We start from the raw sequence: 24,444 nt of genomic DNA, 5'->3' as shown, positions 1-24,444 counted from the left end.
GTCCCGTCGAAGACGGAACTCGGTGCGTCCCGTCAGAGACGGAAGAGGTCGCTCGCGTTCTTGTTGAAGATCGCCTCGCGCTCGGCGTCGGTGAGCCAGTCGATGTCGTCGACCAGCAGGTGGATGTCGTCGAACCAGCGCCCGTTCTCCGGGTTGATCTGCGAGCCGGTGCCCGGCTTCTCGGTGCCGAACAGGCACCGGTCGACGCCCACGACCCTGATGAGCAGCTCGATGGCCTCCTGGGTGTACAGGCAGGTGTCGAACCACAGGCGGCGCAGCTTCTCCAGGTACGGCGTGCCTCCGGCCCGGACGCCCGACGGCAGGAACCGCCCGACCTGGTACGGGATCGCCCCGCCGCCGTGCGAGACGACGATCTTCAGGTCGGGGAAGTCCCGCAGGACCTGCGAGGAGAGCAGGCTCCAGATCGCGACCGTCTCCTCCTGGATGAAGTGCAGGCTGTACGGCTCGCGCGCCGGGGGCTTGCACCCCGCGGCGTGGATGAGCGCGGGCACGTCCAGCTCGCACAGTGCCTCGTACACCGGGTACCAGTACCGGTCGCCGAGCGCGGGCGGCGTCGCGGTGCCCTCGTACGGGTCGGGGTTGAGCAGCGCGCCGACGAACCCCAGCTCGGTGACCGTGCGGCGCAGCTCCCCGGCCCACTCCCCCGGCTCGAGGTCCGGGCTCTGCGGCAGCCCCGCCACGCCCCTGAACCGGCCGGGGAACAGCTCGCAGGTGCGGTGGATGACGTTGTTCGTCTCCTCCGTGAACCACTGGACGATCTTGGCGGGCCGCTCGCTGTGCATCATCTGGTACGGGCGGGGCGAGATGAGCTGGACGTCCACCCCCGCGCCGTCGATGTGGTCGAAGTGGGAGACGTTCCCGAAGCTGGGGTGCGGCTCCGAGTGCACGGCGCGGATCTGGTCGTCGCTGATGGACGGGCCCTTTCCGCCGTGCGCCCCGCGGTGGGACAGGAGGTTGGCCTTCCACGCGTACAGCTCCGCGGGGGCGGTCACGTGGCCGTGGACATCGATGATCATTGCGTTCTTCCAGGGGTGCGGATCGGTGCTGCGGGAAACCGGCTCAGGCGGGAAACCGGCTCGGGCGGAGAGCGGCTCAGGCGGAGAGCGGGGAGGAGATGAGCTCGGCGATGCGGCCGTCGACGTACGAGCGGTCGTAGGTCCGCAGCAGCCGGGTGCGGCCCGCGCCCGGGTCGCCCCGGTGCAGGTACTCGTAGAGCTCCTGGCGGGAGCCGAACCCGTCGCCGACCAGCTCCCACGCGACGCGGAACAGCCGCGCCTTGCGGTCCACGTCGATGTCGTGGCCGCGCATGTACTTCTCCAGGAACGGCCGCAGCTCGGGGTTGGCCAGGTCGGCCTCGGTCGGCTGCATGATCAGCCCGGAGGCGCCGATGCGGCGGACGATCTCCACCACGCGGGCGGAGACGTCGGCCGACCAGAACCCCAGGCCGTAGCTGGGCGCGGGGGCCAGCAGCCCGCCGGGGGTCGGCTGCGCCGACGTCTCGGCCCCCACGATGCCCAGGCGCAGCGTCTCGGCGTAGGAGATCAGCTCGCCGACCTGTTCCTGGATGCCGCGGAAGCCGTTCACCCCGATGCTCTCGGCGAGCATGGCGGCCACGGAGACGAAGACACGCAGCCGCTCGTGGAAGCGGATGTGGGTGCTCTGCATGCTCCAGGCGTTGATCCGGCTGAGCCCGCGCAGCGCGAGCATGCTGTCGCCGAGCAGGAACAGCCGCTCCCACGGGATCTCGACGTCGTCGAAGAAGAGCATGGCGTCCTGCTCGTCGAACCGGCGGCCCAGCGGGTGGCTGTGGCCGTTGCCCCGGTCTCCGAGCGGCTCCCGGCAGAGGATCTTCAGGCCCTTGGCGTTCATCGGCAGCGCGAACCACATGACGAACTCCTCGGCGCCGCGCTGGGCGGTGACGCTGTTGAGGTAGACGAGGACCTCGTGGGAGAACGGCGCGAGGGTGGCGAGCTGCTTGGCGCCCCGGATCACGACGCCCCGCTCGTTCTCCTCGACGACGCGCAGCGCCAGGTCGGGGTCGTCGAGCGGGCTGGCGCTCCGGTCGATCTGCGGGTCGCCGAGCGCGTGGGTGAGCACGAGGTCGTGCTCCATGGCGTAGCGGTGGTAGGCGGCGGCGTTGGCGCCGAACCCGGCACGGCCCTTCTCCAGCTCGTCGCGGTAGTCGTACAGTCCGACCACGACGTTGGCCATGAAGTCGGGCGAGCGGCCGAGCTGTCCCCAGCTCTCCCGCATCCACCACTCCGCGGCGGCGAACTTCGCCCTCAGCTCCTCGGCCGTGGTCGGCAGCGCGTACGACCTGCTGACCGGGTTGCCCGTCTCCGGGGAGGCGAACAGGCTGGTCTCCCTGGCCTCCGGGTCGGACAGGCGCAGGTCGAACAGCCTCGCGAACTCCTCGACGGTGTCGCGGAAGGCGGGGTGCTCGGCGACGTTCTTCACCCGCTCCCCGGCCAGCCAGACCTCCCGTCCGTCGTCGAGGCTCTCGCGGTACCTGTCGCCGGTCATGGCGCCGCGGGCGTTGGTGATGTCCACGGTTTTCCTCCTCGTGGTTTCTGCGGTGGTCGTCTGGGTGTCGCGGGTCAGGGACGTGCGAGGGCGGTGTGGGAGAACCCGGCGACGGACCGGTAGCCCTCGCTGAACCGCCTGATCTCCTCGGGGGTGATGACGTCGCCGACGCGTTCGAACGGCCGGTCCCCGGTCCGGTCGTAGACCTCCCTCAGGAGGGCGTCCGGCGGGTTGGTCCGGTTGGTCAGCACGACGCGGGAGGTCGCGGGCAGCCGCTCCGCCTCGTAGGCGCGCAGCGCCTGGCCGGGGTCCCGGGTGTCGGCCAGGCGGGCGGCCAGGACGCGCGCGTCCAGGATCGCCTGGGCGGCCCCGTTGGAACCGCGCGGCACCATCGGGTGGGCGGCGTCGCCGAGGAGCGTGACGCGCCCCTCGGTCCAGTGGCCGAGCGGGTCCTGGTCGACCATGGGGTACTCCAGCACCGCGTCGGCCGCCCGGATCATCGCGGGCACGTCCAGCCAGTCGAAGCGCCAGTCGGCGAAGGGGCCGATGAAGTCGTCGACCAGCCCGGGGCGGTTCCAGTCGCGGGCGTCGCGGATCGGGGCCTCGACCTCCGCGACCCAGTTGACCAGCTGGTCTCCCCGGTCGTTGACGTCGTCGCGGATCGGATAGACGACCATCTTCCCGGTGGCCAGCCACCCGGCCCTGACCATGCTCGCCCCGGTGAGGAAGCGCGGCCAGACGGTCGTGCCGCGCCACATCATGTATCCCGTGTAGCGGGGGGCGACGTCGCCGTGGAACTGCCTGCGCACGACCGAGTGGACGCCGTCGGCACCGACGACGACGTCTCCGCCGACGGCCGAGACCGAGCCGTCCGGGTGCTCGACGTGGACGGTGGCCGAGGTCTCGTCCTGGGTCACGCGGACGCCCCGGCAGCCGAGCCGTACGGCGTCGGGCCCGAGCCTGTCGCGTACGGCCCCGAGCAGCACCTGCTGCAGGTCCCCGCGGTGGATCGAGAACTGCGGCCACTCGTAACCGGCGAACCTGCCCGCCGGTTCGGCGGCGATCAGCTGCCCGAACCGGTTGAAGAACGCCGACTCCCTGGTGGTCACGGCGACGGCGGCGAGGGCCTCCTGGAGGCCGAGGCGCGTCAGGTTCCTGGTGGCGTGCGGCAGCAGGTTGATGCCCACGCCGAGGGCGTCCAGCTTCGGCACGGCCTCCAGCACCACGCACTCGATCCCCGACCGGTGGAGTTCGAGCGCCAGGGTGAGGCCTCCGATCCCGGCGCCGAGGACCGTGACCCTGGGCTTGGTCGCCATCTGCGACTCCTTCCTCTGCTTGCTCTGTGCGGCGCTCGCTCTGTACGGCGCTCGCTCTGTACGGCGCTCGCCCTGTGCGGCGCTCGCCCTGTGCGGCCCGGACGCGACGGGCATGACGGCATGACGGCATGGCCCGTCGGCGTCCGTGGCGCCGCGAACGGTGAAACCGGGGATGTGCGGGGGTGTCGTCGAAGAGTCGGAGAGGGGTCAGGACATCCGGAGGATCGCCTTGAGCGCCGACCCCCGGTCCATCTCCGCGTAGCCCTCGGCGATGTCGTCGATCCGGTGGACCCGGTCGACCAGCGGCGACGGGTCCAGGCGGCCGTTCACGACGTCGTCGATCAGGCCCGGCAGGTAGTGGCGCGCGGGCGCGACGCCGCCCGCGAGCCGTACCTGCCGTCCGAACAGCCGCATCGGGGCGATCTGCCTCACGCCGTGGGGCACGCCGACGAATCCCACGGAACCGGCCGGACGGACGACGTCGAGCGCCGTGTCGAAGGCCGCCTGCATGCCGACGCACTCGACGACCCGGTCGGGCAGGCGGCCGTCCAGCAGTTCCCGTACGGCCTCGACCGGTGACTCCTCCCGCGAGACCAGCAGCGTCCGCGCCCCGGCCGCCTCTGCGACCTTCAACCGGTCCGGCTGCTCGCCGAGCACGAGCACCTGGGCGGCTCCGGCGCGGACGGCGGCCATCGCGGCGGAGACGCCGACCGCGCCGTCGCCGATCACGGCGACGGTCTCGCCGCTCTCGACGCCGGCCAGGACGACGCCGTGGGTGCCGGTCGCGAAGACGTCGCAGAGCGGGATCAGCCTGCGGGCGAGGTCGGCGTCGATCTCCTCCTCCCGCCAGGGGAGCCTCACGAGCGTCGCGTCGGCGTACGGCACGCGGATGCTCTCGGCCTGCGCGCCGTCCCAGTCCTTGCCCCAGATGCCGGCGTGCTCGCAGAGCGGCTGCAGGCCGCGCCGGCACTCCTCGCACTCGCCGTCGGAGAACAGGAACGGCGCGATGACGACGTCACCCGGTCTCAGGGTGGCGACGTCCCGGCCCACCTCACGCACCCGGCCGACGAACTCGTGTCCGATGCCGCCCTCGCCGTGCGGCACGAGCCCGCGGAAGGTCCACAGGTCGGAGCCGCAGATCCCGGCGAAGAGGATGTCGACGACGACGTCGGTCGGGTCGACGACCTCCGGTTCCGGCAGATCCTTGACACCGATCCGTCCCGGCTCGGTGAACCACGCTGCGCGCATGCTGTTTCGGCCTTTCTCCGGGCCCGGCTGTCCGGGGCTCAGGTGTTCGGAGCCCCGGGTCCTCGGACCCGGTTCTTCTGGTTCGGGGCTTCGGGGCTCAGGCGGCGGGGACGACCGTGGTCGGCAGCCCGTCGAGGCCCCGGATGAGCTGGTTGATCCGCCGGACCGGCGTGCCGACCTCGAACCGCTCGACCCGCCGCGCCAACGCGCCGAGGATCGAGTGGCCCTCCAGGCGGGCAAGGCCCTGACCGGCGCAGCCGTGCATGCCGTACCCGAACGCGAGGTGGTCCACCGGGTTGCGGGTGACGTCGAAACGGTCAGGGTCCTGCCACTTGCGCTCGTCGCGGTTGGCCGAGGCGTACAGCATCATGACCCGGGATCCGGCGGCCAGCCTCTGGCCGTCCACCTCCACGTCGCGGGTGGCGACCCGGCAGAAGAACTGCACCGGCGCCTCGATGCGCAGGACCTCGTTGAACGCGCCGGGGATCAGGGAGTGGTCCGCGCGGACGAGGTCCCACTGCTCGGGGTCGCGGGCGAAGTACCAGACCGCGTTGCTGATCGCGTTGATCGTCGTGTCGAGCCCGGCCGTGACGTACGCCGACATGAGCGGGACGCAGGACTCCTGGCGGATCTCGCCCGCCGCCGCCGCGTCGTAGATCGCGCGGCCCATGCTTCCCGGCGTCAGCTGGTCGGGCTGGACGCTCGACAGGTAGGCGAGCTGGTCCTGAAGGAGCGGGAAGGCGGCGTCGGTGCGCGGTCCGGGCGGGCCGCTGGCGGAGAACGCGGCGTCGGCCCAGCCGAGCACCTTGTCGCGCCCGTCCTGGGGCAGGCCGATCAGGTCCAGGACGATGGAGATGGGGAAGGCCCGCGCGAGGTCGCCGACCGCGTCGAAGCTCCCCTGCCTGACGAGCGGCTCGACGAGCTCGTCCGCCCTGCGCTCGATGTCCGCCTTGAGGTTCCTGATCGCCTTGGGCGACAGCCGCGCGGCCAGCACGTTGCGGAGCTTGTCGTGCTCCGGCGGGTCGGTGGCGATGATCATGCCCTGGGTGGCGGCGTTGGCGAGGTCGTTCAGGCCGATCCCCTGGGCGGAACTGAAGCTCTCCCAGTCGCCGAGCGCGGCCCGCACGTCGGCGTAGCGGCCCATCGCCCACGACCGGTAGCGGGGCAGGTAGACGGCGGGGGCGGTGTCACGAATGAGCTGGTAGCCGGGGAACGGGTCGGTGAGGGCGTCGTCGCTGAACAGGTCGAGGTCCAGGGAGGGACCATCCGGGATGCCGGTCATGCTGTGCTCCTTAGGGGAACGGTGTGGGGGGTGACCAGGGTCGGGCCGCGGGCGGTCCGGGACCGGGCCGCAGCCGGTCTGTGGTCGGGCCGCGATCGGGCCGTGGGCGGCTCGGGGTCGACTCGCGGTCAGCTCGGGGTCGACTCGCGGTCAGCTCGCGGTCGCGAGCTTGCGGAGTTTGACCACGGGCATGCGGTGGTTCACGGTGGCGGCGGCCACGGGAACGCCGTCGTGGGTCCACCGGACGAGGGCGCCGCGTTCGTCGAGCGACCCGCTGAGGACCTCCGGGATCGCCCCCGGCAGGATCCGGCCGCAGATCTTGATGTCGAGGCCCCACTGTTCGGTCCAGTAGTACGGCGCGGGGCGGTAGGGCGGGGCCTCGTCCCCCCTGAGCAGGGCGAGGGCGGCGGCCCTGGCCTGGTCGATGGCGCTGCCCCAGTGCGGGGAACGCCTGGGCCTGCCGGTGCGGTCGCTGACGCGGGCGACGACGTCCCCGGCGGCGACGACGCCCGGCGCGGCCCGGCAGCGGTCGTCGACGAGCAGGCCCTCAGGTCCGCCGAGCCCCGAACCCGCCAGCCACTCGACGTTGGGCAGGTCGCCGACCGCGCTGACGACGACGTCGGCCTCGAGGAGCTCCCCTTCGGCCGTCCGGACCCCGGTGACCGGGGCCTGGCCCACGAGCCGGACTCCGCCGGGGGAGCGGACGATCCGCACCCCCTCGTCGAGGGCGGCCCGCGTCATGTGCTCGGCCAGGAGGCTCCCGAACTGCCGGACCAGCGGAGGGTCCTGGTCGACGACGGTGACCTCGAGGCCGAGCCCGCGCGCCGTCGAGGCGATCTCCATGCCGAGGAAGCCGCCGCCGACGACGACCAGCGAGCCCGCCTCGGCGAACGCCGCGCGCAGGCGCAGCGCGTCGTCCAGGTCGCGCACCACCAGCTCGCCCGCCTCCGGCGGCCCGAGCCGCCTGGCCCGCGCTCCCGAGGCCACGACCAGGCCGTCGTAGGGGAGCTCCTCCCCGTCCTCGAGCAGCACCCGCCGCCGTTCGCGGTCGAGCCCGACGGCCCGGGTCTTGACGCGGAAGTCGACGTCGGATCGCGGCGGCGCCATGAAGACCGACTCCTCGGTCTCGACGCCCTTCAGCATCCCCTTGGACAGCGGCGGCCGTACGTAGGGCGTGTACCGCTCGTCGCTCACGACCGTGATCGAACCCTCGTGCCCGTGCCGGCGCAGCGCGTCGGCGGCGGTGACGGCGGCGATCGAGCCGCCGACGACCACGATGTCCTTCACTGTGTCCTTCACGGTGTCCCCGGTCACGCTCATGACTGCAGCCTCAGCGCGGCGACCGGGCACACGCGCACCGCGGCCTCCGCGTTCGCGGCCTCGTCGGGCGCGACCTGTTCGGACAGGACCGTCAACTCGCCCTCGTCATCGAGTTCGAGCAGGTGGGGGGCGGCTTCGGCACAGAAGCCGTAGCCCTCGCAGCGCGTCTCGTCGACGATGATCCTCATGTCAGCACCTCTGTTGCGAAGTCTCGGGCGATCAGACGGGGTAGGCGGGCGGGGTGGGACGGGCGGTGACCCACTGCCAGTAGGTGAACTCGTCCAGGTTCCAGTGGCCGCCGTAACGACCGCCGTTCCCCGAGGCGCCCATGCCTCCCATCGGCACGTGGGCGGCGTCGTTGATCGTCTGCCCGTTGATGTGGACCATGCCCGTGCGCAGCCGTTCCGCCAGGGCGAGGCCGCGGGCCATGGACCCGGTGTGGACGGCCGCCGACAGGCCGTAGGCGGTCATGCCCGCCAGGTCGGCCGCCTCGTCGTCCGAGGCGAACCTGGTCACCGGGATCACCGGGCCGAAGATCTCCTCGGTGAACGCGCGGGACTCGGGCGTGACCCGGTCGAGCACGGTCGGCCGGTAGAAGGGCCCTTCGTGCGAGCCGCCGGTGCTGAGCACCGCGCCTGAGGCGACCGAGGCGGTGACGATGTCGTGGACCCTGCTCGCCTGACGGGCGTCGATGAGCGGTCCGACCCGCACCTCGGGGCGCTTCGGGTCTCCCATGACGAGGGAGGCGGCGTGCTCGGTGAGGCGCTCGACGTACTCGTCGGCGATCCGCTCGTGCACGAGGTGACGCCCTGTCGCCATGCAGATCTGGCCCTGGTGCAGCAGGGAGCCCCAGGCCGCGTTGTTGACGGCGGCGTCCAGGTCGGCGTCGTCGAGGACGACGAACGCGTTGTTGCCGCCCAGCTCCAGCACCACCCGCTTGAGCAGGCCGCCCGCGATCTCGCCGACCCGCTTCCCGGTGGCGGAGGAGCCGGTGAAGGAGATGACCGACGTGTGCGGGGAGCGCACGACGGCCTCGCCCGTCTCCGGGCCGCCCGGCAGGACGTGCAGCAGCCCGGAGGGCAGCCCCGCGGCCTCGAACACGCGGGCGAGCGCGACGCCCCCGCTCAGGGAGGTCTTGACGTCCGGCTTGAGCAGCACGGCGTTGCCGAGGACCAGCGCCGGGGCCACCGACCGGATGGCGAGCATGAGCGGAGCGTTCCAGGGGGCGATCACACCGACGACTCCGACGGGGACACGCCTGGCCATGCTCAGGGTGGACGGGTCGTCGTGCGGCAGGAGCTGGCCGTACGGCTGGTCCGGCAGGCCCGCCGCAGAACGCAGCTCGTCCAGGGCCTTGGTCACCTCCTGCTCGGCCTTGGCCCGGATGCCGCCGGTCTCCCGGATCATCGTCTCCACGATGTCCGCCCGCATGGACTCGAGCGCCTGGGCCGCCCTGGTCATCACGGCGATGCGCTCCCTGAAGGAGGCGCGAGCCCATTCGCGCTGGGCCGCCGACGCGCTCGCCCCGGCCCGCTCGACGTCCGCGCCGTCCGCCAGGCCGATCTCGCCGATGCGCTCGCCGGTCGCCACCTCGAGCACGTCCGCGGTCCCTGCGCCACCGGGACGCCACCCGTCGGAGAACAGCTGACCGGAGACCGACGCGAAATCACATTGGCTCACTGAAACGCTCCAAATCACGCGGAACCCAAGCAAGGGCTTGGGTTAAATCGGCGTTTTCAGGAGGTTACGTCGCGGTATCCGGGTGTCGCTTCGCACCAGGTGAACTAATCTCCGTGCTAATACTTCGACACCGTGTCGGAACGGGAGGGGTGACATGAGCCTCGACGACATGGTCCAGACACTCGCGGAGCAGCTCGACGGCCCCGTCGTGCTCTACGACGCCGACCTGAACCTCGTGGCGTTCAGCGTCCACGGGGACGACGTGGACGAGGCGCGCAGGTCGGTGATCCTGTCGCGCAGGGCGAGCGCCCGCGCCCAGGAGATGATCGCCGCCCACCAGGTGGGGAAGGCGCACTCCCCCGTACGGCTGCCGCCGCACGAGGGGACGCCCGCCCGGGTGATCTACCCGATCTGGCGCGACAGGTTCGTCGTCGGATACATCGCCTACATCGACGGCGACCCCGACGGAGAGCTCGAGCCGCACCACGAGTGGGTCCTGTCCGCCGCCGAGGACGAGATCGGCACCATGCTGGCCCTGCGCAGCCTTCAGCACCGCCAGTCCTCCGGGGACGCGCGCCGCCTGCTGACCGACCTCCTCTCGGAGGATCCCGCGTGCCGGGCCGCCGCCGCCGAGGAGCTCCTGGAGGCCGGACTGCTGAGCTCCGCCGCCAGATACGCCGTGATGGTCTTCAGACCGGCCCACTCCCCGGCGCGGTCCACGGGTTCCGCGGCGCGCTTCATGAGCGGGCCCCGCCTCGCCATCGAGCAGGCCCTGGCGACGATCGTCCGGTCGACCTCGCTGAAGGCGTGCGGGGCGGTGATCGGCGACGAGGGAGTGCTGGTCATCCCCAGGCCGGTGAACCCGGAACGACTCGCCTCCCTGCTGAGACGCCCCGGCCTGGAGTCGCTCAGGGCAGGGGCGGGCCGCGCCTGCGAGTCCCTGACGCAGGTGCGCGAGTCCCACCGGGAGGCCGTCCTGGCCTGGCGCGCCGCGACGGCCGACCCGGCCCGCTACGGCCCGTCGGCCCACTGGGACGCTCTGGGCCTCGACCGCCTGCTCGTCCAGCTGCCGCTGGACTCGCTCACCGCGGACGACCTTCCGCCGACGGTCCGGCGGCTGCTCGAGGCCCCCTCGGGCGAGAAGCTGGCCAGGACCCTGGAGGCCTACCTCGACAACGGCGCCGACGCCCAGCTGACGGCCCGCGTCCTGGTCATCCACCGCAGCACGCTGTACTACCGGCTCGGCCGGATCCACGAGATCGTCCAGAGCGACCTGTCCGACGGTCAGGTGCGCCGCGAGCTCCACACCGGCCTCCGAGTGGCCACCCTCGCCGGCCTCCGCGTCGCCTAGCCTCCGTTTCGCGGATCACCGAGGAGCGGGCGGGCGCGAATGCCCGGGTCGTAGAAGAAATATGCCGGTCGAGACGCTTCTGTCGCAGCACGTCACACCGCTCCCGCGTCGTTCCGGCTGAGATAGGAGTTTCTTCCATGTTTGTCAGGCGACGCTCCGGTAAGAATGCTCTGGGGCTGCGGCGCGGTGGCGGAGGCCAGGGGACGTCCGTCACCGCGCCGCCTACACCCTGTCTTCTATTCCGGAGTCCTCGAAGAGGGTCCCGGCGCGGATGCGTTCCCGCTCCTCCAGGAAGCTCTTCAGGCTTTCGGGGTTCTCGAAGTCGGGCTGGGTGCGGCACAGCCTGTTCCGTTTGTTTAGGAATCGCTCAGGCCCAGGAAACGTGGGCGGAGAAGGATTTCCCGAAGAGTCCGCTGCGGCGTCGTCGGGCACATCGAACTCTGACACGATTCCCGGCGTCGAAACTCCGCGCTCGGTTATCGCGGCCTCCGACGGACTCACGACGGTCATCTGGAAAAACGGAAAGCAGCACGAACCCACCACGGAACAGTTTTCCGAAAACCTCGGAGCGCGTCAGGGCTCCATGATCCAGCGCTCAGGCGGTCCACGCCATGGGGACCCCTTACCAGACTCTCCGCCTTCCTGGACGCCTCGCGCCTGGCTGACGACGCCAACCCTCTGACCAGGCGAACAAAGGTCAGACCCCGGAGCCGGGGAGCACGGATGTCGAAGGCAAACGGCCAGAGCAGCCCTTCTGGAACGACTTACGGCCCGCTACAGTCAGGGCATGTCGCTCATTTCACATTTGTACTTCGGCGAGCTGGGGGAATGGTGCGCTGAGCGGTTGACCGGGTCGGACGAGGTCGCGCGTCGAGTGACCGTTGAGACCAAGGAACAGTCGGCCGTGCGACCGGCCGAACGGGTCGGCAGACGTCACTGGACGCAGGTCGACCGGGCTTTCGGCATTCGAATGGCCACACTGGTGCAACCCGCTCCGCCTTATTCGGCGCTGTACGGACTCGTGAAGGTCGGGTTGGTGGGGCTCGACTGGGCACACCGACAGGCCGGCCTTTATCCGACCCATGTTTTCCTGCGAGAGGCCGAGCGCCGCAGGGCGCTTGATCTGCGCCCCACCCTGACCGGATGGCTGGACATCGCCACCGAGCACGGCGCCGGAAAGTACATGAACGATGATTACCTGTCGCCTTTCTCAAGGTTTCCCGACTTCTCAGCAGAGTCGATATTGAGTGATTTGTTTGACAGGATTCGTGCTTATTTTGCGATGAATGCCCCGTTCGGGCAGGTCGGGGCGGAGAAGGGGCTGGCACGGTTGTGCTGGCTGCTGGCGACGCTGGAGTACGTCTACCGGAACGACCTCGTCGACGAGCCGTTCTACCGGTTGTTCCAGGAGAGCACGCCGACTGTCGAGCAGTTGCACGCCGCCGCCGATGAGGCCGTCGTCACCGAGTCGGTCGAGTTGGTGCGACGGCTCCACACCTCCGGCAGCCTGAATGAGATGCGCCGCCTGGCCGGACATCCCCCGACGGGACGCCCTTGGGGAATCGCCAGGCCGGTCTTCGGTTCCTACTGGTCCGACAACGACATCCTGGTCGGCGGCCCGAACGGCGCGACACTGATCGATGTCAGCTCGGTCATCGCGACCAACAAGCTGAGCCGTTCGCGACGCTGGATCTGGCGGCTGCTCGCCTGCGCCTGGCTCGACACCGCCGACGCTTATCGGATTCGGAACGTCGCGCTGTACTTCGCACGGCATGGCGTGCTCGTGGCCTGGCCCCTGGACGCGCTGACCGAGGCGCTGCTCGCAGGCGAGGACCCTGAGCGCGCCAGGCGTGAGTTCCTGGAGCTGGCAAGCCGGTTGCGCGAGGAAAGCGTCGGCAGAGGAGAGGCCGGGGACACCGGCGAAGACCCGAACGAAGGCGTCACGGGAAACCCGCACTGAGCGTGTCCGGCGACGTGAGGCACCGCGGATCGGCGAACCCGTCGCTCGCGGATCGTCGCGCCGGCCTCAGCCCGCCGTGAAGGTCACCTCCGACGTGTCGACCGTTCCCGCCTGGCGGCCGGGCGCGCTCTGCCACTGCCAGTAGAGGTTGGTGTGCGCGATCACCAGGTCCGGGGTGGGCGCGCCGTGCTCGCTGAGGTCCCCCGTGGTGTGCGCGTCGCCGACCAGCGTCACGTCGTATCCGCGTACGAAGGCTCCGTGGAGGGTCGAGCGGACGCACACGTCGGTCTGGGCGCCGGTGACGACGAGCCGGCCGACCCCGCGCTCGGCGAGCCGCTCCTCCAGGTCGGTGTCCTCGAAGGAGTCGCCGTGGGTCTTGTGGACGAGGGGCTCCGAGTCGCGGCGGACCAGCTCCGGGACGTACTGCCAGCCCTCACTGTCACGCTGGAGATACTCGCTGGAGTGCTGCACCCAGACCACGGGCACGTCCTGCGCTCGGGCCCTGTCGACCAGGACGTTGATGTTCTTGATCACATCGTCGCGGTTGTGGGAGCCGGCCACCACCCCGTTCTGGACGTCGATGACGAGCAGCGCGCTGTTCGGCCGGTCGGGCAGGGTCGTCATGGGAGCCTCTGTCTCTCGTCGCGGATCTTGTGCCGCTCCACAGTAGACAGAGTCACCGACAACCCTCGGGATCGCGGGCGGGTGTGACGGGCGTGCCGTACGACCGGTTCGAGGGTGACGCCGCCCGGAGCCTCGGCGGGCGGGCGTCGCCCGAGAACGTCCGAGGTGTCCCCTCCTGGCAGCGACACGCCGAGAAAGACCGGCACGTCGCCCCGTCACCAGATTTTGGCGGATACAGCCACACACAACAAGAGTGTCCTGTTAATAGGATCGCCCGCTGAAGCGAAAACTGCGAAAGCCGAGCTTGATCATGGTTCGTGAAAAAAACTCATAAGCTCGAAACAACCGAGTCTCATCGCACATCTCCCCACCTCAATCACCATGCGTAACTGTGGCCGGAATCTGTCACTCCACCTGCATCCGAGGACTTGCGTCCCCCTGGTGATCAATGATTAGGTCGCTTACGTGACAGGCGTGCCAACGCACGTGTCAGGTGAAATTCAGACCGAATTCATTGCGGTTCGTCCACGACGGGCATCCTCCGGATCCTGATCGCCGGCGACATCGTCGCCGGACGGCTCGAACTGCTTGAACGGCTCGTGAACGGGGGACAACGAGGCCTTTCTCACTATCGTCGATCGGCATTCCCTTCCGACGTTGGAACGGTTCAACCAGCCAGGACGGCCCAGCGACGACACGAATGCCCTCGTGTCCCCGGACTCCGGGGATCCATTTCTCGCTCGACGCAGCACCGCGAAACAAACGTTTATTCGCGAGAACCCTCACGTGATCGCCCGGGGATTCGTTTCACCATGCCCGAACTCTCGTCCCGGCGCGGCCACCTGAGCGGTCTCGACGCCGGATCATTTGGAGTTTCCTCCGTGACGAGTTCACTTTCCGATGTCCAGAGTTCCTTTCCAGAGCCGGTGACCGGCGAAGGCTCCCGGTCGCCCACAGCGGGTCTCACAGAGGCCTTCGACCCCGGGCGTTTCCACGACGGCGCCCTGGACATCGTCAACCGTCTGACGACGTATCTGGGAGACCGGTCGGTCCGGGGACTGGACCTTCTCGATCCGGCGGTGCTGCTGAAGGCAGCGCGGGAGCTGATGACCCCGGAACGGCAGCACGTCGCCGACTTCGACGCCGACCGGGTGAGCCAGATCGTCGACCTGTACACGGAGACCGGCATCCCGGTCCACTCACCCGGCTACATGGGACGGCAGTTCTCCGGTGTGGTGCCGCTGGCCAGTCTCATGGACCTGGTCAGCTCGGTGGTCAACCAGCCCTCCTCCTTCTACGAGGCCGGACAGCTCCCCAGCGTCGCCGAGCGGCTCATGGCCGAGGAGCTCAACCGGTTCATCGGCTGGGACCGTGACCGGTTCGCCATGGTGACGACCTCGGGGGGCTCCCTGGCCAATCTGACCGCCCTGCTGGCCGCCCGCAACCGCGCCTTCCCGCAGATCTGGACACGCGGCGCCGACGGCGCGTCAGGCCTGCCGGCCATCGCGGTCAGCGAGGAGGCCCACTACAGCGTGACCCGGGCGGCCGGGGTGCTCGGCATCGGGGAACGGCAGATCGTCCGGCTCCCGGTCGACCGGGCCGGGCGGATCCGTCCCGATCTGGCAGGCCCGGTGCTGGACGAGGCGCGTCGGCGCGGTCTGCGGCTGTTCTGCCTGGTGGCCTCGGCCGGGACCACGTCGATGGGCGCCTACGACCCACTGGAGGAGCTCGCGGCCGTGGCACGCCGGTACGGGCTCTGGCTGCACGTGGACGGGGCGCACGGGGCGAGCCTGCTGCTGTCGGACCGGCACCGGCACCGGCTGCGGGGCATCGAGCAGGCCGACTCGCTGACCTGGGACGCCCACAAGATGCTGTTCATGCCGGCGCCGTGCACGCTGCTCTTCTACCGCGACGGCACGGCGGCGCGCGGCGCGTTCCGGCAGCGCGCCAGCTACGTCTTCGACGAGGAACCGGACATCTACAGCGCCTACGACAGCGCGGACAAGAACTTCGAGTGCACGAAACGCCCGATGATCATGCCGCTCTGGACGGTCTGGTCGGTCTACGGCCCGGCGCTGTTCGCGCAGAAGATCGACCGGCTGTGCGAGGTGACCCGGCAGGCGCACCGGATGCTCGCCGCCGAACCGGACTTCGCCGTGGCGCACGAGCCGGAGTCCAACATCCTGTGCTTCCGGTACCTGCCGGACGGCCTGGAACCGGCGGCCGCGCACCGGCTGCAGTTGGAGATCCGCAACCGGATCCGGGGCGGCGGACGCTTCTTCATCTCCAAGGTCGACATCGACGGGGCGGCGGCACTGCGCGTGGTGGTGATGAACCACCTGATCGACGCCGACCACCTGGCCATGCTCATCGCCGAAATCAGGGACATCGGGCAACGGGTGCTGCGCGCGAGCACCGTGGCCCGGCACGACCAGCGAAACGGGAGTCATTCATGACCATGACGGATCTGGACATCGCCGCCTCGGCGGAGCTGGCGGCACGGCTGATCCCCGAGGAGGAGCTGCGGCCCCGCTCGGTGGACGACGTCACCCGGCTGCCGTCGTTCGCCGGCAAACTGGAGGAGTCCGAGCGGCTCACCGGAATCCCGTACAGCGAGTCCTCGCTCGACCTCCAGAACGCGCTGGTGTTCCGCAGGCTCCAGCAGCTCGTCGGCATCGCCCTGCTCAACCCGCTGTGGCGCGAGCGGCTGCACTACTTCGGGATCCGCAACGCTCCCGCCGACATGTCCGAGTGGGAGCGGATCCCGCTGTCGGACAAGATCGTGCAGCGGGACATGTTCATGGGCGCGCGGGCCGGAATGGTCGTGCCGCTCGACCGCGGCGGGTTCGAGGTGGTGGCCAGCGGCGGCACCGGTGACGGCATGCCCCTGGAGATCGTGTACTCCCTGCGGGAGCTGCGCGACACCTACCGCATCTCCGGGGCGTTCATGGGCGCCTACCAGCTCGACCGCTACCTGCACGGCCCCGCGCCGCGCTGGCTGTTCACCACCCTGGCCGACTACCAGATGTGGAGCAGCGGGACCATGGTCGGCGGCGTCCTGTCCCACGTCCCGGGGGTCAACTACATCGGCGCCGGACCGGTGAGCGCGCCGGTGCTGGAGCACATGTTCTCCTACCCCGGCCACAAGGCGCTGATGGGCATCACCGCCGGCATCGCGCTCCTGCCCGAGCTGGGCGCGGGCCTGTCCCCGCAGGCCAGGGCGAGCTTCCGGGTCGCCATGTACGGCAGCGGCTCCCTGCCGCAGCGCAAGCGCGACGAACTGCAGGCGTTCTTCCCCAACGTGTCGATCCTCAGCTACTTCGCCGCGACCCAGGCCGAGTGCGTCGGGCTCCAGCTCGACCACACCTCTCCGGAGCTCTCCGCCGTGCCGGGACTGCACCTGGTGGAGATCGTGGACGAGCACGGCCGTGCCGTCGCCGAAGGCGAGGAGGGCGAGCTGGTCGTCACCCGGCTGCACGCCGACGAGACGCCGCTGCTCCGGCTCAAGCTCGGCGACCGGATGATCCGCCGCCCCGCCCTGGACGGGCCCGGGCTGCGCACCGAGCAGTTCGAGTTCGCCGGACGCACCGCCGACGTGCTGCACCTCAGCGACAGCCAGTACTCGGCGACGCTGGCCTACGCGGCCCTGCGCGGACGGCTGCGCTCGGCGACCGGCATCGACCTGGACCTGGTCGCGCACGAGATCCAGTTCCACAACCACCGTGAGGACCGGACCCTCACCCTGCTCGTGGCGGTGGACGACGCCGAGGGGACGGCCGCGGCCGTAGAGCAGGCCCTCGGCCAGAGCGGGACGCGGCGGCTGTTCACCCAGGCGCTGCCGAGCTCCCTGTCGCTCTTCAACGACCGGGAGGCCAACGCGGCGGCCATCGAGCAGACCGGATACGGCTTCCGGCTGGTGTTCGTGCCGCCTTCCTCACCACAGATCGAGCGGACCACCGTCGGCAAGACGCCGCTGGTCAGAGACCGGGGCTGAGCACGTGGTGGCCCGTACGCCCGAATGACATCCGACAAGGGAGGATCGATGAAAGACAGGATCAGCATCGTCGTGATGGTCGACGCCGTCGGGGCGTTGTCCGAACGGACGCTGCACAACGGCAACCTCTCGCTGGTCGACGACAGCGCGGCGGGAAGCCAGCACCAGGGAACCCCCGACCTCGTCACGGCGGTGGTCCCGGGACAGGTCGTCCAGTGGACGCCCATCCACGTGGACGTGCAGACCCCGGTCGAGATCCACGCCATCGAGTTCCTGTCCGGCGCGCCCGTCCCGCCCCCTGCCGACGAGACCGTGCCGCCGTATCCGGTGGAGCCCTCCGCCGTTCCCGTGCCATGGACGGGGGCCGACGCCACGGCCTCCAACGGGCACGACAACCACGACCTGCTGGTGTGGGAGGGCGTCGTGCCCTACGACATGACGCCCGGCGTCCCGTACCGGTACCGGCTCTCCCTCAAGCTCCACGACGGACCCAACAGCGTGCTGCACATCGACTCGCCCGCGCTGCTGCGCGTGTGAGCCACGTTCTGCGAAAGGCGGTTTCATGGCCCAGCAACACGGGATCATCGTGCTCTTCGACGTCGAGAACGCGCTCAGGACGCGATCGCTCGACGGCAACACCTACTGGTTCGACAACATGAAGTTCCTCGGCTCGTCCGGGGTGGGCACCGAGCAGCTGGAAACGATCGTGCCCGGCACCTACTTCCTCGACGGGTCGCAGGCGACCGAGCAGGTGCTGAACTGGCTGCCCGCGGCGCTGGGGTCGATCCCCCCGACGGTGCCGCGCAACTACCTGGCCGAGCAGGCACGCGCCGAGGACCGGCGCACGCTGGAGGAACTGGCCTCGCTCAGCGCCGAGGGCGGCGTGGGCGAAACCGAGGTCAAGCAACTGCAGCGGCGGGTCGGCAAGCGCGCCCGCAAGGCGGAGAGCGGGCGCGGCCTCACCCCGGCCAAGCTGCTGGACGTCACCGGCAAGGCCACGAGCAGCACCGAGGCCTACAACTACCCGGCTCCGGTGATCACCGACATCACCGGCGAGGCCGTCACCGAGAAGATCATCTACCCGGCCCAGTACGGATCGCCGGACATGATCTACGACGGCTGGTACTGGGCCGCGACCGTGGACACGAGCAGGCCTGGGGTCTACGCGTACACGGTGCACGTCCAGCTGCACGAGCTGGTCGAGCGGAACGACGAGCTGGTCTGGGAGTCCGTGGACCTGACCTGCGAGTCCAGCCTCAAGATCATCAGCGATCCGAAGCGCAACGGGTTCACCGGCGCCGGACTGGGCGTGCTCCCCCTTCCGCCCGTCCCCGCCGCCGGCTGACCCGGCCCGAGCCGGAACAACTTCGAACGGAGGATCCGCATGCCCCCGAGGACCAGACAGACAGAACGCCGGCCCGTCCGGCCCGTGACGATCACCGCGGTGGTCGACCCCGTGGCCGCACTGGCGTCGGAGAACCTGGACGACAACCTCTATCTCTACGACACCAACAAGGCCGCCGGGTCCACCGGTTTCGGCACCCCTGAGCTGCGCAGCCGGGTCCGCAAGGGCGACACCCTGCTGTGGAACGTGCTCCCGCTGGAGTGCGAGACCTACGTGGCCCTCACCGACATCGAGATCGACCCGCGGATCGCCGAGCCCACGCGGAAGGTCTACCCCGGCACCGACATCGTGTTCTGGACCGCCGAGGTCAAGCAGGACCTCACCGAACCGGTCCCGTACCGGCTCTCGTTCCTGCTCGGCACCGTCAGCACGCCGTTCTCCCCCACCGCCCGGCCGGCCCTGGCCGGTCCCTCCGACGAGGGAAAGGAAGGCCGATGACCCAGGCGTACGAGGCCGCGGACTTCGTCGACCGTGGCCAGCTCAACTCCGTCCAGCTGAACGTGGTGACCCTCGTCGACATGGAGAAGGCCGCCGCGACGCAGTCCCTGGACGGCTGCCTCTACATGATGGACAACAGCGTCGGCGGGGTCGGGCAGGGCACCGACCATCTGGAGACCGTCTGCAAGCAGGGTCAGGTGATCAACTGGATCATCCGCCCGATCGACATGCACCGCCGTCCTGACGGCACCTGGCCTCCGATGCCGAAGATCAACAATCTGGTCTTCCTCGACATCGAGAAGGGTGACGAGGAGGACGTCGCCGAACGCCGGATCATGACCGAGCTCAAGGTCTACGGCGCTCCCGACCGGATGCGCGACAAGTACACCGCCGTCTACTACTACTGGGCCGGGGCGGTGATGAGCGAAGCCCGGCCTGGGCTCTACCGCTACCGGTTCGTCCTGGAGCTGGAGAAGGAACACGGCACCGACAAGCTGTACCTGAACTCGGTCAACCATCCCGCCCTGCGGGTACTGCCCGTCTGACGGTCTCCGCGGGCGCGGTCCGGTGAAGGCGGAGGTCATGGTCGCCGCCGGTGGCGACCATGGCCGACCGGTGCCCGTGGTGACGGGCACGGGCGCGGTTCCTGCCCGCGCCCGTGCCCGCCGTTCGGAGGGTCTCCGCGCCCCATGCCCGTTCGCGGAGACCCTCCCCCATGGCCCGCTCCGCCACGTTCAGGAGGCCAGCCGGCCGTGGCGGTAGGCCCTGGGCGAGCAGCCGTACGTCTCCCTGAAGACGCGGCTGAAGTAGGAGGAGTCGGCGAAACCCCAGTGCGCGCCGACCTCTCCGACCGCCCGGCCGCCGAGGCGGGGATCGGACAGGTCCATGCGGCAGCGTTCCAGGCGGCGCTGCCTGATCCAGCGGGCCACCGAGATGCCCTGCCGGGCGAACAGCTTGTACAGGTAGCGGGTGGAGATGTGGTGCGCCGCGGCCACCGTCTCCGGCGACAGGCCGGGATCGCCCAGGTTGTCGTCGATGTAGGCGCGGATGCGCGGCAGGAGGCCGTCGCAGGGACCGGCCGTGGCCGAGACGACGTCGGTGACAGCGTCCCGCAACGTGTCGCTCACGACATCCCTCAGACGCTCCAGGGTGGCGGTGTCCACCATCAGGCGCCGTGGCAGCACGAGCACCAGCATCTCGACGTCGTCGGCGGAGACGTACGTCACCGACACCGTCTCGTCCATCAGGAGACGTACTCCCCGTTGAGCGACAGCGCGATGAAGGAGATCGGCCGGTCCACCCGGATGTAACCGAGGGGGCAGTGCCGCATGCCCGCCGGGATGTAGAGCGCCGTGGTCGTGTCGATCGTGTAGCGCTCCCCCTCCAGCTCGATCCAGGACACGGCTCCGAGGTCGTTCTTGTCCTCGGGGTTGTTGCCCATCCAGATCAGGACCTCGTCGTAGGGGTGGGTGTGTTCCAGGACGTACGGGTCGGGCGTGGGGACCTCGTAGATCCAGCTGTAGGCGATGTGGATTTTGCTGGGGTCGACCTGCCAGCCGCTCATGAGGGCGAACGCGCCGCTGGTGCCCTTCTCCACCTCGCCGTAGGCCAGCTCGCCCTCGTTGGGCAGCTCCTCGCGGACCATGTCGCGGACGAACAGGTGCTCATGGGTGCCGGCCATGTGGCCTCCTTGGTGAGGGGGGTCGGTGCGGGGGTTTCCCTCACACTAAGGAGGCGCTGACCTGGGCAGACAGAGACTAAGCGTGGCCAGGATGGTACTTTTCCCGGATCTCCCGACGGAAGTGCCCTGGTGTCACACCGGCCTCTCGCTTGAAGAACCGACCGAAGTAGGAGATGTCGTCGAACGCCAGCGACCTGGCGATCTGCGCGATCGACAGGTCGCTCTGGGCGAGCAGCCGTTTGGCCTCCAGGGTGAGCGCGTCCCTGATGATCTCGCCGGGGCTGCGTCCCGTCGCCTCCTTGACCGTCTCGGCCAGGTGCCCCGAGGTGACGCCGAGCCGGTCCGCGTAGGCCTTCACCGACCGGACGCCGACCACGTGCCGGGCGACCAGCCGGGTGAACGCCCGGGTCAGCACCGACGAGCGCGCGCCCTGCTCGCCGCCGCCGCCCGCCTCGAGCAGCCGCCCGCTCGTGACCAGCAGGATCTGCAGGTACGACTGGAGCATCGAGGCGAACCCGGGCGCCCGCCCCTGGTACTCCTCGCACATCAGCGCGAGCAGCCTGGTCATCCCTGCCGCGTCGGCGCCGGACAGGCTCAGCTCGTTGCGCTCGCTGAGCCCGTGGAAGAAGGGCGGCTCCTCCTGCCAGAGCAGGAACTCCTCGGTGAACAGGACGAGGGTGCCCTGCATCGGCACGTCGTAGTTCCAGTGGTGGACCTGGCCCGGCGCGATGAAGTACATCGTGCCGGGCCGGATGGGAGTCGACCTGAAGTCGACCGTGTGCGTGCCGCTTCCCGCGCTCACGTAGAGGATCTCGTAGAACACGTGGCGGTGCGGGAAGGCCGCCCGCGACCACGACCCCATCTCGTCGAAGGTGCCGACCGCGAAGGGCGAGAGCCCCATCGGCACCGGCACCTCGATCTCATGCATCGGCAGCACCTGGCTCACACCCCCGAGTGTAGGAACCGGACTCAGGACGTGGCGAGGTTGATTCCGGGCTCGTCGACGGGCTTGAGGCCGTACCCTCCCAGGATCCTGTCGAGGGTGCCGTCGGCCTTGAGCTCCTTGAGCGCGACGAGAAGGGCGTCGGCCAGGGCCTTGTCCTTCTTCGCCACGAACATGCCGACGTAGGTCGGCGCGAACCCCTCGGCCACGATGGCGACCGGCGAGCCCTGGCTGACGGCGTACTTGGCGGTCTCGGCGGTCAGCACCTCCACGTCGACCCGGCCGGAGCGCAGCGCGAGGTCGGCGTCCTGGGCGGTGGGGAACTCCACCGGTTGCGCGGCGGGCTTGCCCTGGTCGGTGCACTTCTTGGCGGCCTCCTCGACCACCTGCACGTCGGTCGTGCCGCGGATCGCGGCGACCTTCTTGCCGCAGACGTCGTCGAGCGTCTTGATCGCCCCCGCCTTGTCCTTGCTGGTCACCAGGACCTGCGAGGACTGCATGTAGTCGACGAAGTAGCCGATCTTCTGGCGTTCGGCCGTGTCGGAGATGCCGTCGTCGGCCATGTCGTACCGCCCGCCCGCCACCCCCGGCAGCAGCGCCTCCCAGGCCACGTTCTGGATGGTGTACTTCAGGCCGAGCTTGGCGGCGACCGCCTTGCCGACGTCGGGGGTGATGCCGCCGGTGATGTTGTTGTCGGCGTCGGTCAGCAGGTAGGGCAGGTTCGGCAGGGTGGTGCCCACGTTGAGGACGCCCGCCTGCTTGATCCGGTCGGGTACGGCCGCCGCAGCGGCGGACTCCGCTCCGGAGGACGCCGGGGCCTCCGACGCGCCCTCCGAGGGCGCGGCGGCCGGAGCGGTGGGCTGCGCGGCGGTGGACGGCTGGGTCGAGGTGCCGCATCCCGCGAGCATGGCCACGGCGGCGACCAGAACGGAACCACGGGTGATGACAGACGGCATGTCACTCCTTGCTTTACGAGGCTTTATAGGGATTTGCGAAGTTTCACGGGCACGGCGGGAACACGACGGCGCGCTCCGGCGCTCCTCACAGGACGTGGGCCAGGAACGCGGCGGTGCGTTCCGACGCGGGCGAGCGCAGCACCTGCTTCGCCGGGCCCTGTTCCTCGATGACGCCCCCGTCGAGGAACACCACGGTGTCCCCCACCTCCACCGCGAACCCCACCTCGTGCGTGACGACGAGCATGGTCATCCCCTGGCCCGCCAGGTCCCGCATGACCCCGAGGACCTCGCCGACCAGCTCAGGGTCCAGCGCGCTCGTCGGCTCGTCGAACAGCAGCACCGACGGGTCCATCGCCAGGGCCCGCGCGATCGCCACCCGCTGCTGCTGACCTCCGGACAGCTGCGCCGGGCGCTTGCCCGCGTGGGCGGCCAGCCCCACCCTGCCCAGCAGCTCCATGGAACGTTCCCTGACCGCCTCCCGGTCGCGCCGCAGCACCGTCACCGGGCCGAGCATGACGTTCTCCAGCGCGGTGAGGTGGGCGAACAGGTTGAACTGCTGGAAGACCATCCCCATCCGGCGGCGCGTCATGGCCAGCCGCTTCGGCGACGACTCGACCAGCCTGCCGGCGCGCGGCTCGTATCCGACGACCTCGTCGTCGACGGCGACCAGCCCCGCGTCGGGCTGCTCCAGATGGGCGACGCACCGCAGCAGCGTGCTCTTGCCGCCGCCGGACGGGCCGAGGAAGCAGACCACCTCACCGGGAGCGACGTCGAGGTCGACGCCGCGCAGCACCGGGGTGCCGCCGTAGGACTTGTGCAGCCCCCGTACGCTCAGCGCGCCCTTCACCGCAGACTCCGTTCCAGGTAGTGCTGACCGATCGAGGCCAGGCTGACCAGCGCCAGGTACCACAGCGACGCGACCACGAGCAGGGCGATGACCTGGTAGTTCTGCCCGTAGATCTGCTGGGCGCGGGTCAGCAGGTCACCGCCGCCGATGACCGAGACCATCGAGGTGCCCTTGAGGATGAGGATGAACTGGTTGCCCAGCGCGGGCAGGATCACCCGAACGGCCTGCGGGACGACGATCCGTCTCGCCGCCTGCCCCGGCGTCATGCCGATCATGAGGGCGGCGTCCACCTGCCCGCGCGGCACCGCGAGGAACCCGCCCCGGATGATCTCCGCCATGTAGGCGCCCTCGTGCAGGGCCAGCCCGAACAGCGCGGCGACGAACGGGGTGATGAGGTTGTTGGCCTCGCCGTACCAGCCGAGCGAGGTGCCGGGGATCCCGATGCCGATCCGGGGGAACAGCAGGGCCAGGTTGAACCAGAAGACCAACTGCACCAGCAGTGGCGTGCCCCGGAAGAACCATATGTAGGCGGCGTAGGCCGCGCTGAGCACCGGGTTGCCCGACTGGCGCATCAGGGCCAGCAGCATCCCGATGAGCAGGCCGAGCACCAGGGTGGCGACGGTGAGCAGCAGGGTCACGCCGACCCCGCTGAGGACGGGTTCGGCGAACAGGTAGGATCCGATCACCTCCCACTCCAGATTGGGACTGGTGACCACGGTCCAGCACAACCAGGCCGTCAGCGCGAGCAGCAACGCACCGAGACCCCAGCGCGAACCCAGTCGCCGTCGCGGCGCGATGGCCATCTTCGAGAGTTCGTCGAGCACGCGACGAACGTAGGACCGCCCTCAGCGCCAG

General features: G+C 69.9%; 24 protein-coding genes. 8 read left to right on the top strand and 16 right to left on the bottom strand.

Going from position 1 to position 24,444, the window contains the following annotated elements:
* Positions 1 to 32: 32 nt before the first annotated feature.
* The 8 genes from PKF00_RS23325 to PKF00_RS23290 all read right to left on the bottom strand — a co-directional run bounded on the left by PKF00_RS23325 (position 33) and on the right by PKF00_RS23290 (position 9,390).
* Entirely contained in the window at positions 33 to 1,037 is a 1,005-nt protein-coding gene (locus PKF00_RS23325; RefSeq protein WP_271219747.1) for an amidohydrolase family protein, read from the bottom strand.
* Between the two features lie 76 nt (positions 1,038 to 1,113).
* Positions 1,114 to 2,571 carry a 4-hydroxyphenylacetate 3-hydroxylase family protein gene (locus tag PKF00_RS23320; protein ID WP_271219746.1) on the bottom strand — a complete coding sequence of 486 codons (1,458 nt, stop codon included), beginning with the start codon at positions 2,569 to 2,571 and terminating at the stop codon, positions 1,114 to 1,116.
* 47 nt (positions 2,572 to 2,618) lie between these two features.
* Positions 2,619 to 3,860, bottom strand: coding sequence for a flavin-dependent oxidoreductase (locus tag PKF00_RS23315; protein ID WP_271219745.1), 1,242 nt, complete (start codon positions 3,858 to 3,860; stop codon positions 2,619 to 2,621).
* A gap of 207 nt (positions 3,861 to 4,067) precedes the next feature.
* A complete protein-coding gene (locus PKF00_RS23310) occupies positions 4,068 to 5,108 on the bottom strand; it encodes an alcohol dehydrogenase catalytic domain-containing protein (RefSeq protein ID WP_271219744.1) in 1,041 nt (346 codons plus the stop codon).
* A 97-nt stretch (positions 5,109 to 5,205) separates the two neighbouring features.
* On the bottom strand, positions 5,206 to 6,390 hold the full coding sequence (locus PKF00_RS23305; RefSeq protein WP_271219743.1) for a cytochrome P450: 1,185 nt from the start codon (positions 6,388 to 6,390) through the stop codon (positions 5,206 to 5,208).
* Between the two features lie 150 nt (positions 6,391 to 6,540).
* Positions 6,541 to 7,710, bottom strand: coding sequence for an NAD(P)/FAD-dependent oxidoreductase (locus PKF00_RS23300; protein WP_271219742.1), 1,170 nt, complete (start codon positions 7,708 to 7,710; stop codon positions 6,541 to 6,543).
* Positions 7,707 to 7,898, bottom strand: a complete 192-nt coding sequence (locus PKF00_RS23295) for a ferredoxin (RefSeq protein ID WP_271219741.1) — start codon at positions 7,896 to 7,898, stop codon at positions 7,707 to 7,709. The genes PKF00_RS23300 and PKF00_RS23295 overlap by 4 nt, the downstream gene beginning before the upstream one ends.
* Positions 7,899 to 7,929: 31 nt before the next feature.
* Entirely contained in the window at positions 7,930 to 9,390 is a 1,461-nt protein-coding gene (locus PKF00_RS23290) for an aldehyde dehydrogenase family protein (protein ID WP_271219740.1), read from the bottom strand.
* 154 nt (positions 9,391 to 9,544) lie between these two features.
* On the opposite strand from PKF00_RS23290, the gene PKF00_RS23285 reads away from it, so the two are divergent.
* Entirely contained in the window at positions 9,545 to 10,741 is a 1,197-nt protein-coding gene (locus PKF00_RS23285) for a PucR family transcriptional regulator (RefSeq protein ID WP_271219739.1), read from the top strand.
* Between the two features lie 222 nt (positions 10,742 to 10,963).
* On the opposite strand, the gene PKF00_RS23280 is transcribed toward PKF00_RS23285, so the two are convergent.
* On the bottom strand, positions 10,964 to 11,251 hold the full coding sequence (locus PKF00_RS23280; protein ID WP_271219738.1) for a hypothetical protein: 288 nt from the start codon (positions 11,249 to 11,251) through the stop codon (positions 10,964 to 10,966).
* Positions 11,252 to 11,528: 277 nt separating this feature from the next.
* Here PKF00_RS23280 and PKF00_RS23275 point away from each other — a divergent pair, with 277 nt between their 5' ends.
* Positions 11,529 to 12,701 carry a hypothetical protein gene (locus PKF00_RS23275; protein ID WP_271219737.1) on the top strand — a complete coding sequence of 391 codons (1,173 nt, stop codon included), beginning with the start codon at positions 11,529 to 11,531 and terminating at the stop codon, positions 12,699 to 12,701.
* A 66-nt stretch (positions 12,702 to 12,767) separates the two neighbouring features.
* On the opposite strand, the gene PKF00_RS23270 is transcribed toward PKF00_RS23275, so the two are convergent.
* Positions 12,768 to 13,325 carry a cysteine hydrolase family protein gene (locus PKF00_RS23270; RefSeq protein ID WP_271219736.1) on the bottom strand — a complete coding sequence of 186 codons (558 nt, stop codon included), beginning with the start codon at positions 13,323 to 13,325 and terminating at the stop codon, positions 12,768 to 12,770.
* A gap of 926 nt (positions 13,326 to 14,251) precedes the next feature.
* Here PKF00_RS23270 and PKF00_RS23265 point away from each other — a divergent pair.
* From PKF00_RS23265 to PKF00_RS23240, 6 genes are all read left to right on the top strand, one after another.
* Positions 14,252 to 15,781 carry a pyridoxal phosphate-dependent decarboxylase family protein gene (locus PKF00_RS23265; RefSeq protein WP_271219735.1) on the top strand — a complete coding sequence of 510 codons (1,530 nt, stop codon included), beginning with the start codon at positions 14,252 to 14,254 and terminating at the stop codon, positions 15,779 to 15,781.
* Positions 15,778 to 17,319: a phenylacetate--CoA ligase family protein gene (locus PKF00_RS23260; RefSeq protein ID WP_271219734.1), complete on the top strand. Its 1,542-nt coding sequence runs from the start codon at positions 15,778 to 15,780 to the stop codon at positions 17,317 to 17,319. The genes PKF00_RS23265 and PKF00_RS23260 overlap by 4 nt, the downstream gene beginning before the upstream one ends.
* Before the next feature lie 48 nt (positions 17,320 to 17,367).
* Positions 17,368 to 17,856, top strand: coding sequence for a DUF8788 domain-containing protein (locus PKF00_RS23255; protein ID WP_271219733.1), 489 nt, complete (start codon positions 17,368 to 17,370; stop codon positions 17,854 to 17,856).
* A gap of 25 nt (positions 17,857 to 17,881) precedes the next feature.
* Positions 17,882 to 18,664, top strand: coding sequence for a hypothetical protein (locus tag PKF00_RS23250; RefSeq protein WP_271219732.1), 783 nt, complete (start codon positions 17,882 to 17,884; stop codon positions 18,662 to 18,664).
* 84 nt (positions 18,665 to 18,748) lie between these two features.
* Positions 18,749 to 19,162: a DUF8788 domain-containing protein gene (locus tag PKF00_RS23245; RefSeq protein WP_271219731.1), complete on the top strand. Its 414-nt coding sequence runs from the start codon at positions 18,749 to 18,751 to the stop codon at positions 19,160 to 19,162.
* Complete coding sequence (locus PKF00_RS23240) at positions 19,159 to 19,707, top strand: DUF8788 domain-containing protein (RefSeq protein ID WP_271219730.1); 549 nt, start codon at positions 19,159 to 19,161, stop codon at positions 19,705 to 19,707. Before PKF00_RS23245 ends, PKF00_RS23240 begins: the two co-directional genes overlap by 4 nt.
* 189 nt (positions 19,708 to 19,896) lie before the next feature.
* Here PKF00_RS23240 and PKF00_RS23235 read toward each other — a convergent pair whose 3' ends face one another.
* The 6 genes from PKF00_RS23235 to PKF00_RS23210 all read right to left on the bottom strand — a co-directional run bounded on the left by PKF00_RS23235 (position 19,897) and on the right by PKF00_RS23210 (position 24,413).
* Positions 19,897 to 20,406, bottom strand: a complete 510-nt coding sequence (locus PKF00_RS23235; protein WP_271219729.1) for a helix-turn-helix domain-containing protein — start codon at positions 20,404 to 20,406, stop codon at positions 19,897 to 19,899.
* A complete protein-coding gene (locus tag PKF00_RS23230; protein WP_271219728.1) occupies positions 20,406 to 20,843 on the bottom strand; it encodes a hypothetical protein in 438 nt (145 codons plus the stop codon). The genes PKF00_RS23235 and PKF00_RS23230 overlap by 1 nt, the downstream gene beginning before the upstream one ends.
* 76 nt (positions 20,844 to 20,919) lie before the next feature.
* Positions 20,920 to 21,789 carry a helix-turn-helix domain-containing protein gene (locus PKF00_RS23225; protein ID WP_271219727.1) on the bottom strand — a complete coding sequence of 290 codons (870 nt, stop codon included), beginning with the start codon at positions 21,787 to 21,789 and terminating at the stop codon, positions 20,920 to 20,922.
* A gap of 23 nt (positions 21,790 to 21,812) precedes the next feature.
* Positions 21,813 to 22,742, bottom strand: coding sequence for an ABC transporter substrate-binding protein (locus PKF00_RS23220; RefSeq protein ID WP_271219726.1), 930 nt, complete (start codon positions 22,740 to 22,742; stop codon positions 21,813 to 21,815).
* 85 nt (positions 22,743 to 22,827) lie between these two features.
* Positions 22,828 to 23,589 (bottom strand): amino acid ABC transporter ATP-binding protein, encoded by a 762-nt coding sequence (locus PKF00_RS23215; RefSeq protein ID WP_271219725.1) that lies wholly within the window; start codon positions 23,587 to 23,589, stop codon positions 22,828 to 22,830.
* Positions 23,586 to 24,413: an amino acid ABC transporter permease gene (locus tag PKF00_RS23210; protein WP_271219724.1), complete on the bottom strand. Its 828-nt coding sequence runs from the start codon at positions 24,411 to 24,413 to the stop codon at positions 23,586 to 23,588. The genes PKF00_RS23215 and PKF00_RS23210 overlap by 4 nt, the downstream gene beginning before the upstream one ends.
* Between the last annotated feature and the right edge of the window lie 31 nt (positions 24,414 to 24,444).

Source organism: Streptosporangium carneum, assembly GCF_027922005.1.
GTDB classification, from domain to species: Bacteria; Actinomycetota; Actinomycetes; order Streptosporangiales; family Streptosporangiaceae; genus Streptosporangium; species Streptosporangium carneum.
This window is presented reverse-complemented; position numbering and strand designations above follow the sequence as displayed.

Excerpts from the sequence above, each read along its gene's own strand:
- PKF00_RS23325 (WP_271219747.1), bottom strand. The coding sequence starts at position 1,037 with ATGATCATCGATGTCCACGGCCACGTGACCGCCCCCGCGGAGCTGTAC.
- PKF00_RS23315 (WP_271219745.1), bottom strand. The coding sequence starts at position 3,860 with ATGGCGACCAAGCCCAGGGTCACGGTCCTCGGCGCCGGGATCGGAGGC.
- PKF00_RS23310 (WP_271219744.1), bottom strand. The coding sequence starts at position 5,108 with ATGCGCGCAGCGTGGTTCACCGAGCCGGGACGGATCGGTGTCAAGGAT.
- PKF00_RS23305 (WP_271219743.1), bottom strand. The coding sequence starts at position 6,390 with ATGACCGGCATCCCGGATGGTCCCTCCCTGGACCTCGACCTGTTCAGC.
- PKF00_RS23300 (WP_271219742.1), bottom strand. The coding sequence starts at position 7,710 with ATGAGCGTGACCGGGGACACCGTGAAGGACACAGTGAAGGACATCGTG.
- PKF00_RS23295 (WP_271219741.1), bottom strand. The coding sequence starts at position 7,898 with ATGAGGATCATCGTCGACGAGACGCGCTGCGAGGGCTACGGCTTCTGT.
- PKF00_RS23285 (WP_271219739.1), top strand. The coding sequence starts at position 9,545 with ATGAGCCTCGACGACATGGTCCAGACACTCGCGGAGCAGCTCGACGGC.
- PKF00_RS23280 (WP_271219738.1), bottom strand. The coding sequence starts at position 11,251 with ATGACCGTCGTGAGTCCGTCGGAGGCCGCGATAACCGAGCGCGGAGTT.
- PKF00_RS23275 (WP_271219737.1), top strand. The coding sequence starts at position 11,529 with ATGTCGCTCATTTCACATTTGTACTTCGGCGAGCTGGGGGAATGGTGC.
- PKF00_RS23270 (WP_271219736.1), bottom strand. The coding sequence starts at position 13,325 with ATGACGACCCTGCCCGACCGGCCGAACAGCGCGCTGCTCGTCATCGAC.
- PKF00_RS23260 (WP_271219734.1), top strand. The coding sequence starts at position 15,778 with ATGACCATGACGGATCTGGACATCGCCGCCTCGGCGGAGCTGGCGGCA.
- PKF00_RS23255 (WP_271219733.1), top strand. The coding sequence starts at position 17,368 with ATGAAAGACAGGATCAGCATCGTCGTGATGGTCGACGCCGTCGGGGCG.
- PKF00_RS23250 (WP_271219732.1), top strand. The coding sequence starts at position 17,882 with ATGGCCCAGCAACACGGGATCATCGTGCTCTTCGACGTCGAGAACGCG.
- PKF00_RS23240 (WP_271219730.1), top strand. The coding sequence starts at position 19,159 with ATGACCCAGGCGTACGAGGCCGCGGACTTCGTCGACCGTGGCCAGCTC.
- PKF00_RS23235 (WP_271219729.1), bottom strand. The coding sequence starts at position 20,406 with ATGGACGAGACGGTGTCGGTGACGTACGTCTCCGCCGACGACGTCGAG.
- PKF00_RS23230 (WP_271219728.1), bottom strand. The coding sequence starts at position 20,843 with ATGGCCGGCACCCATGAGCACCTGTTCGTCCGCGACATGGTCCGCGAG.
- PKF00_RS23220 (WP_271219726.1), bottom strand. The coding sequence starts at position 22,742 with ATGCCGTCTGTCATCACCCGTGGTTCCGTTCTGGTCGCCGCCGTGGCC.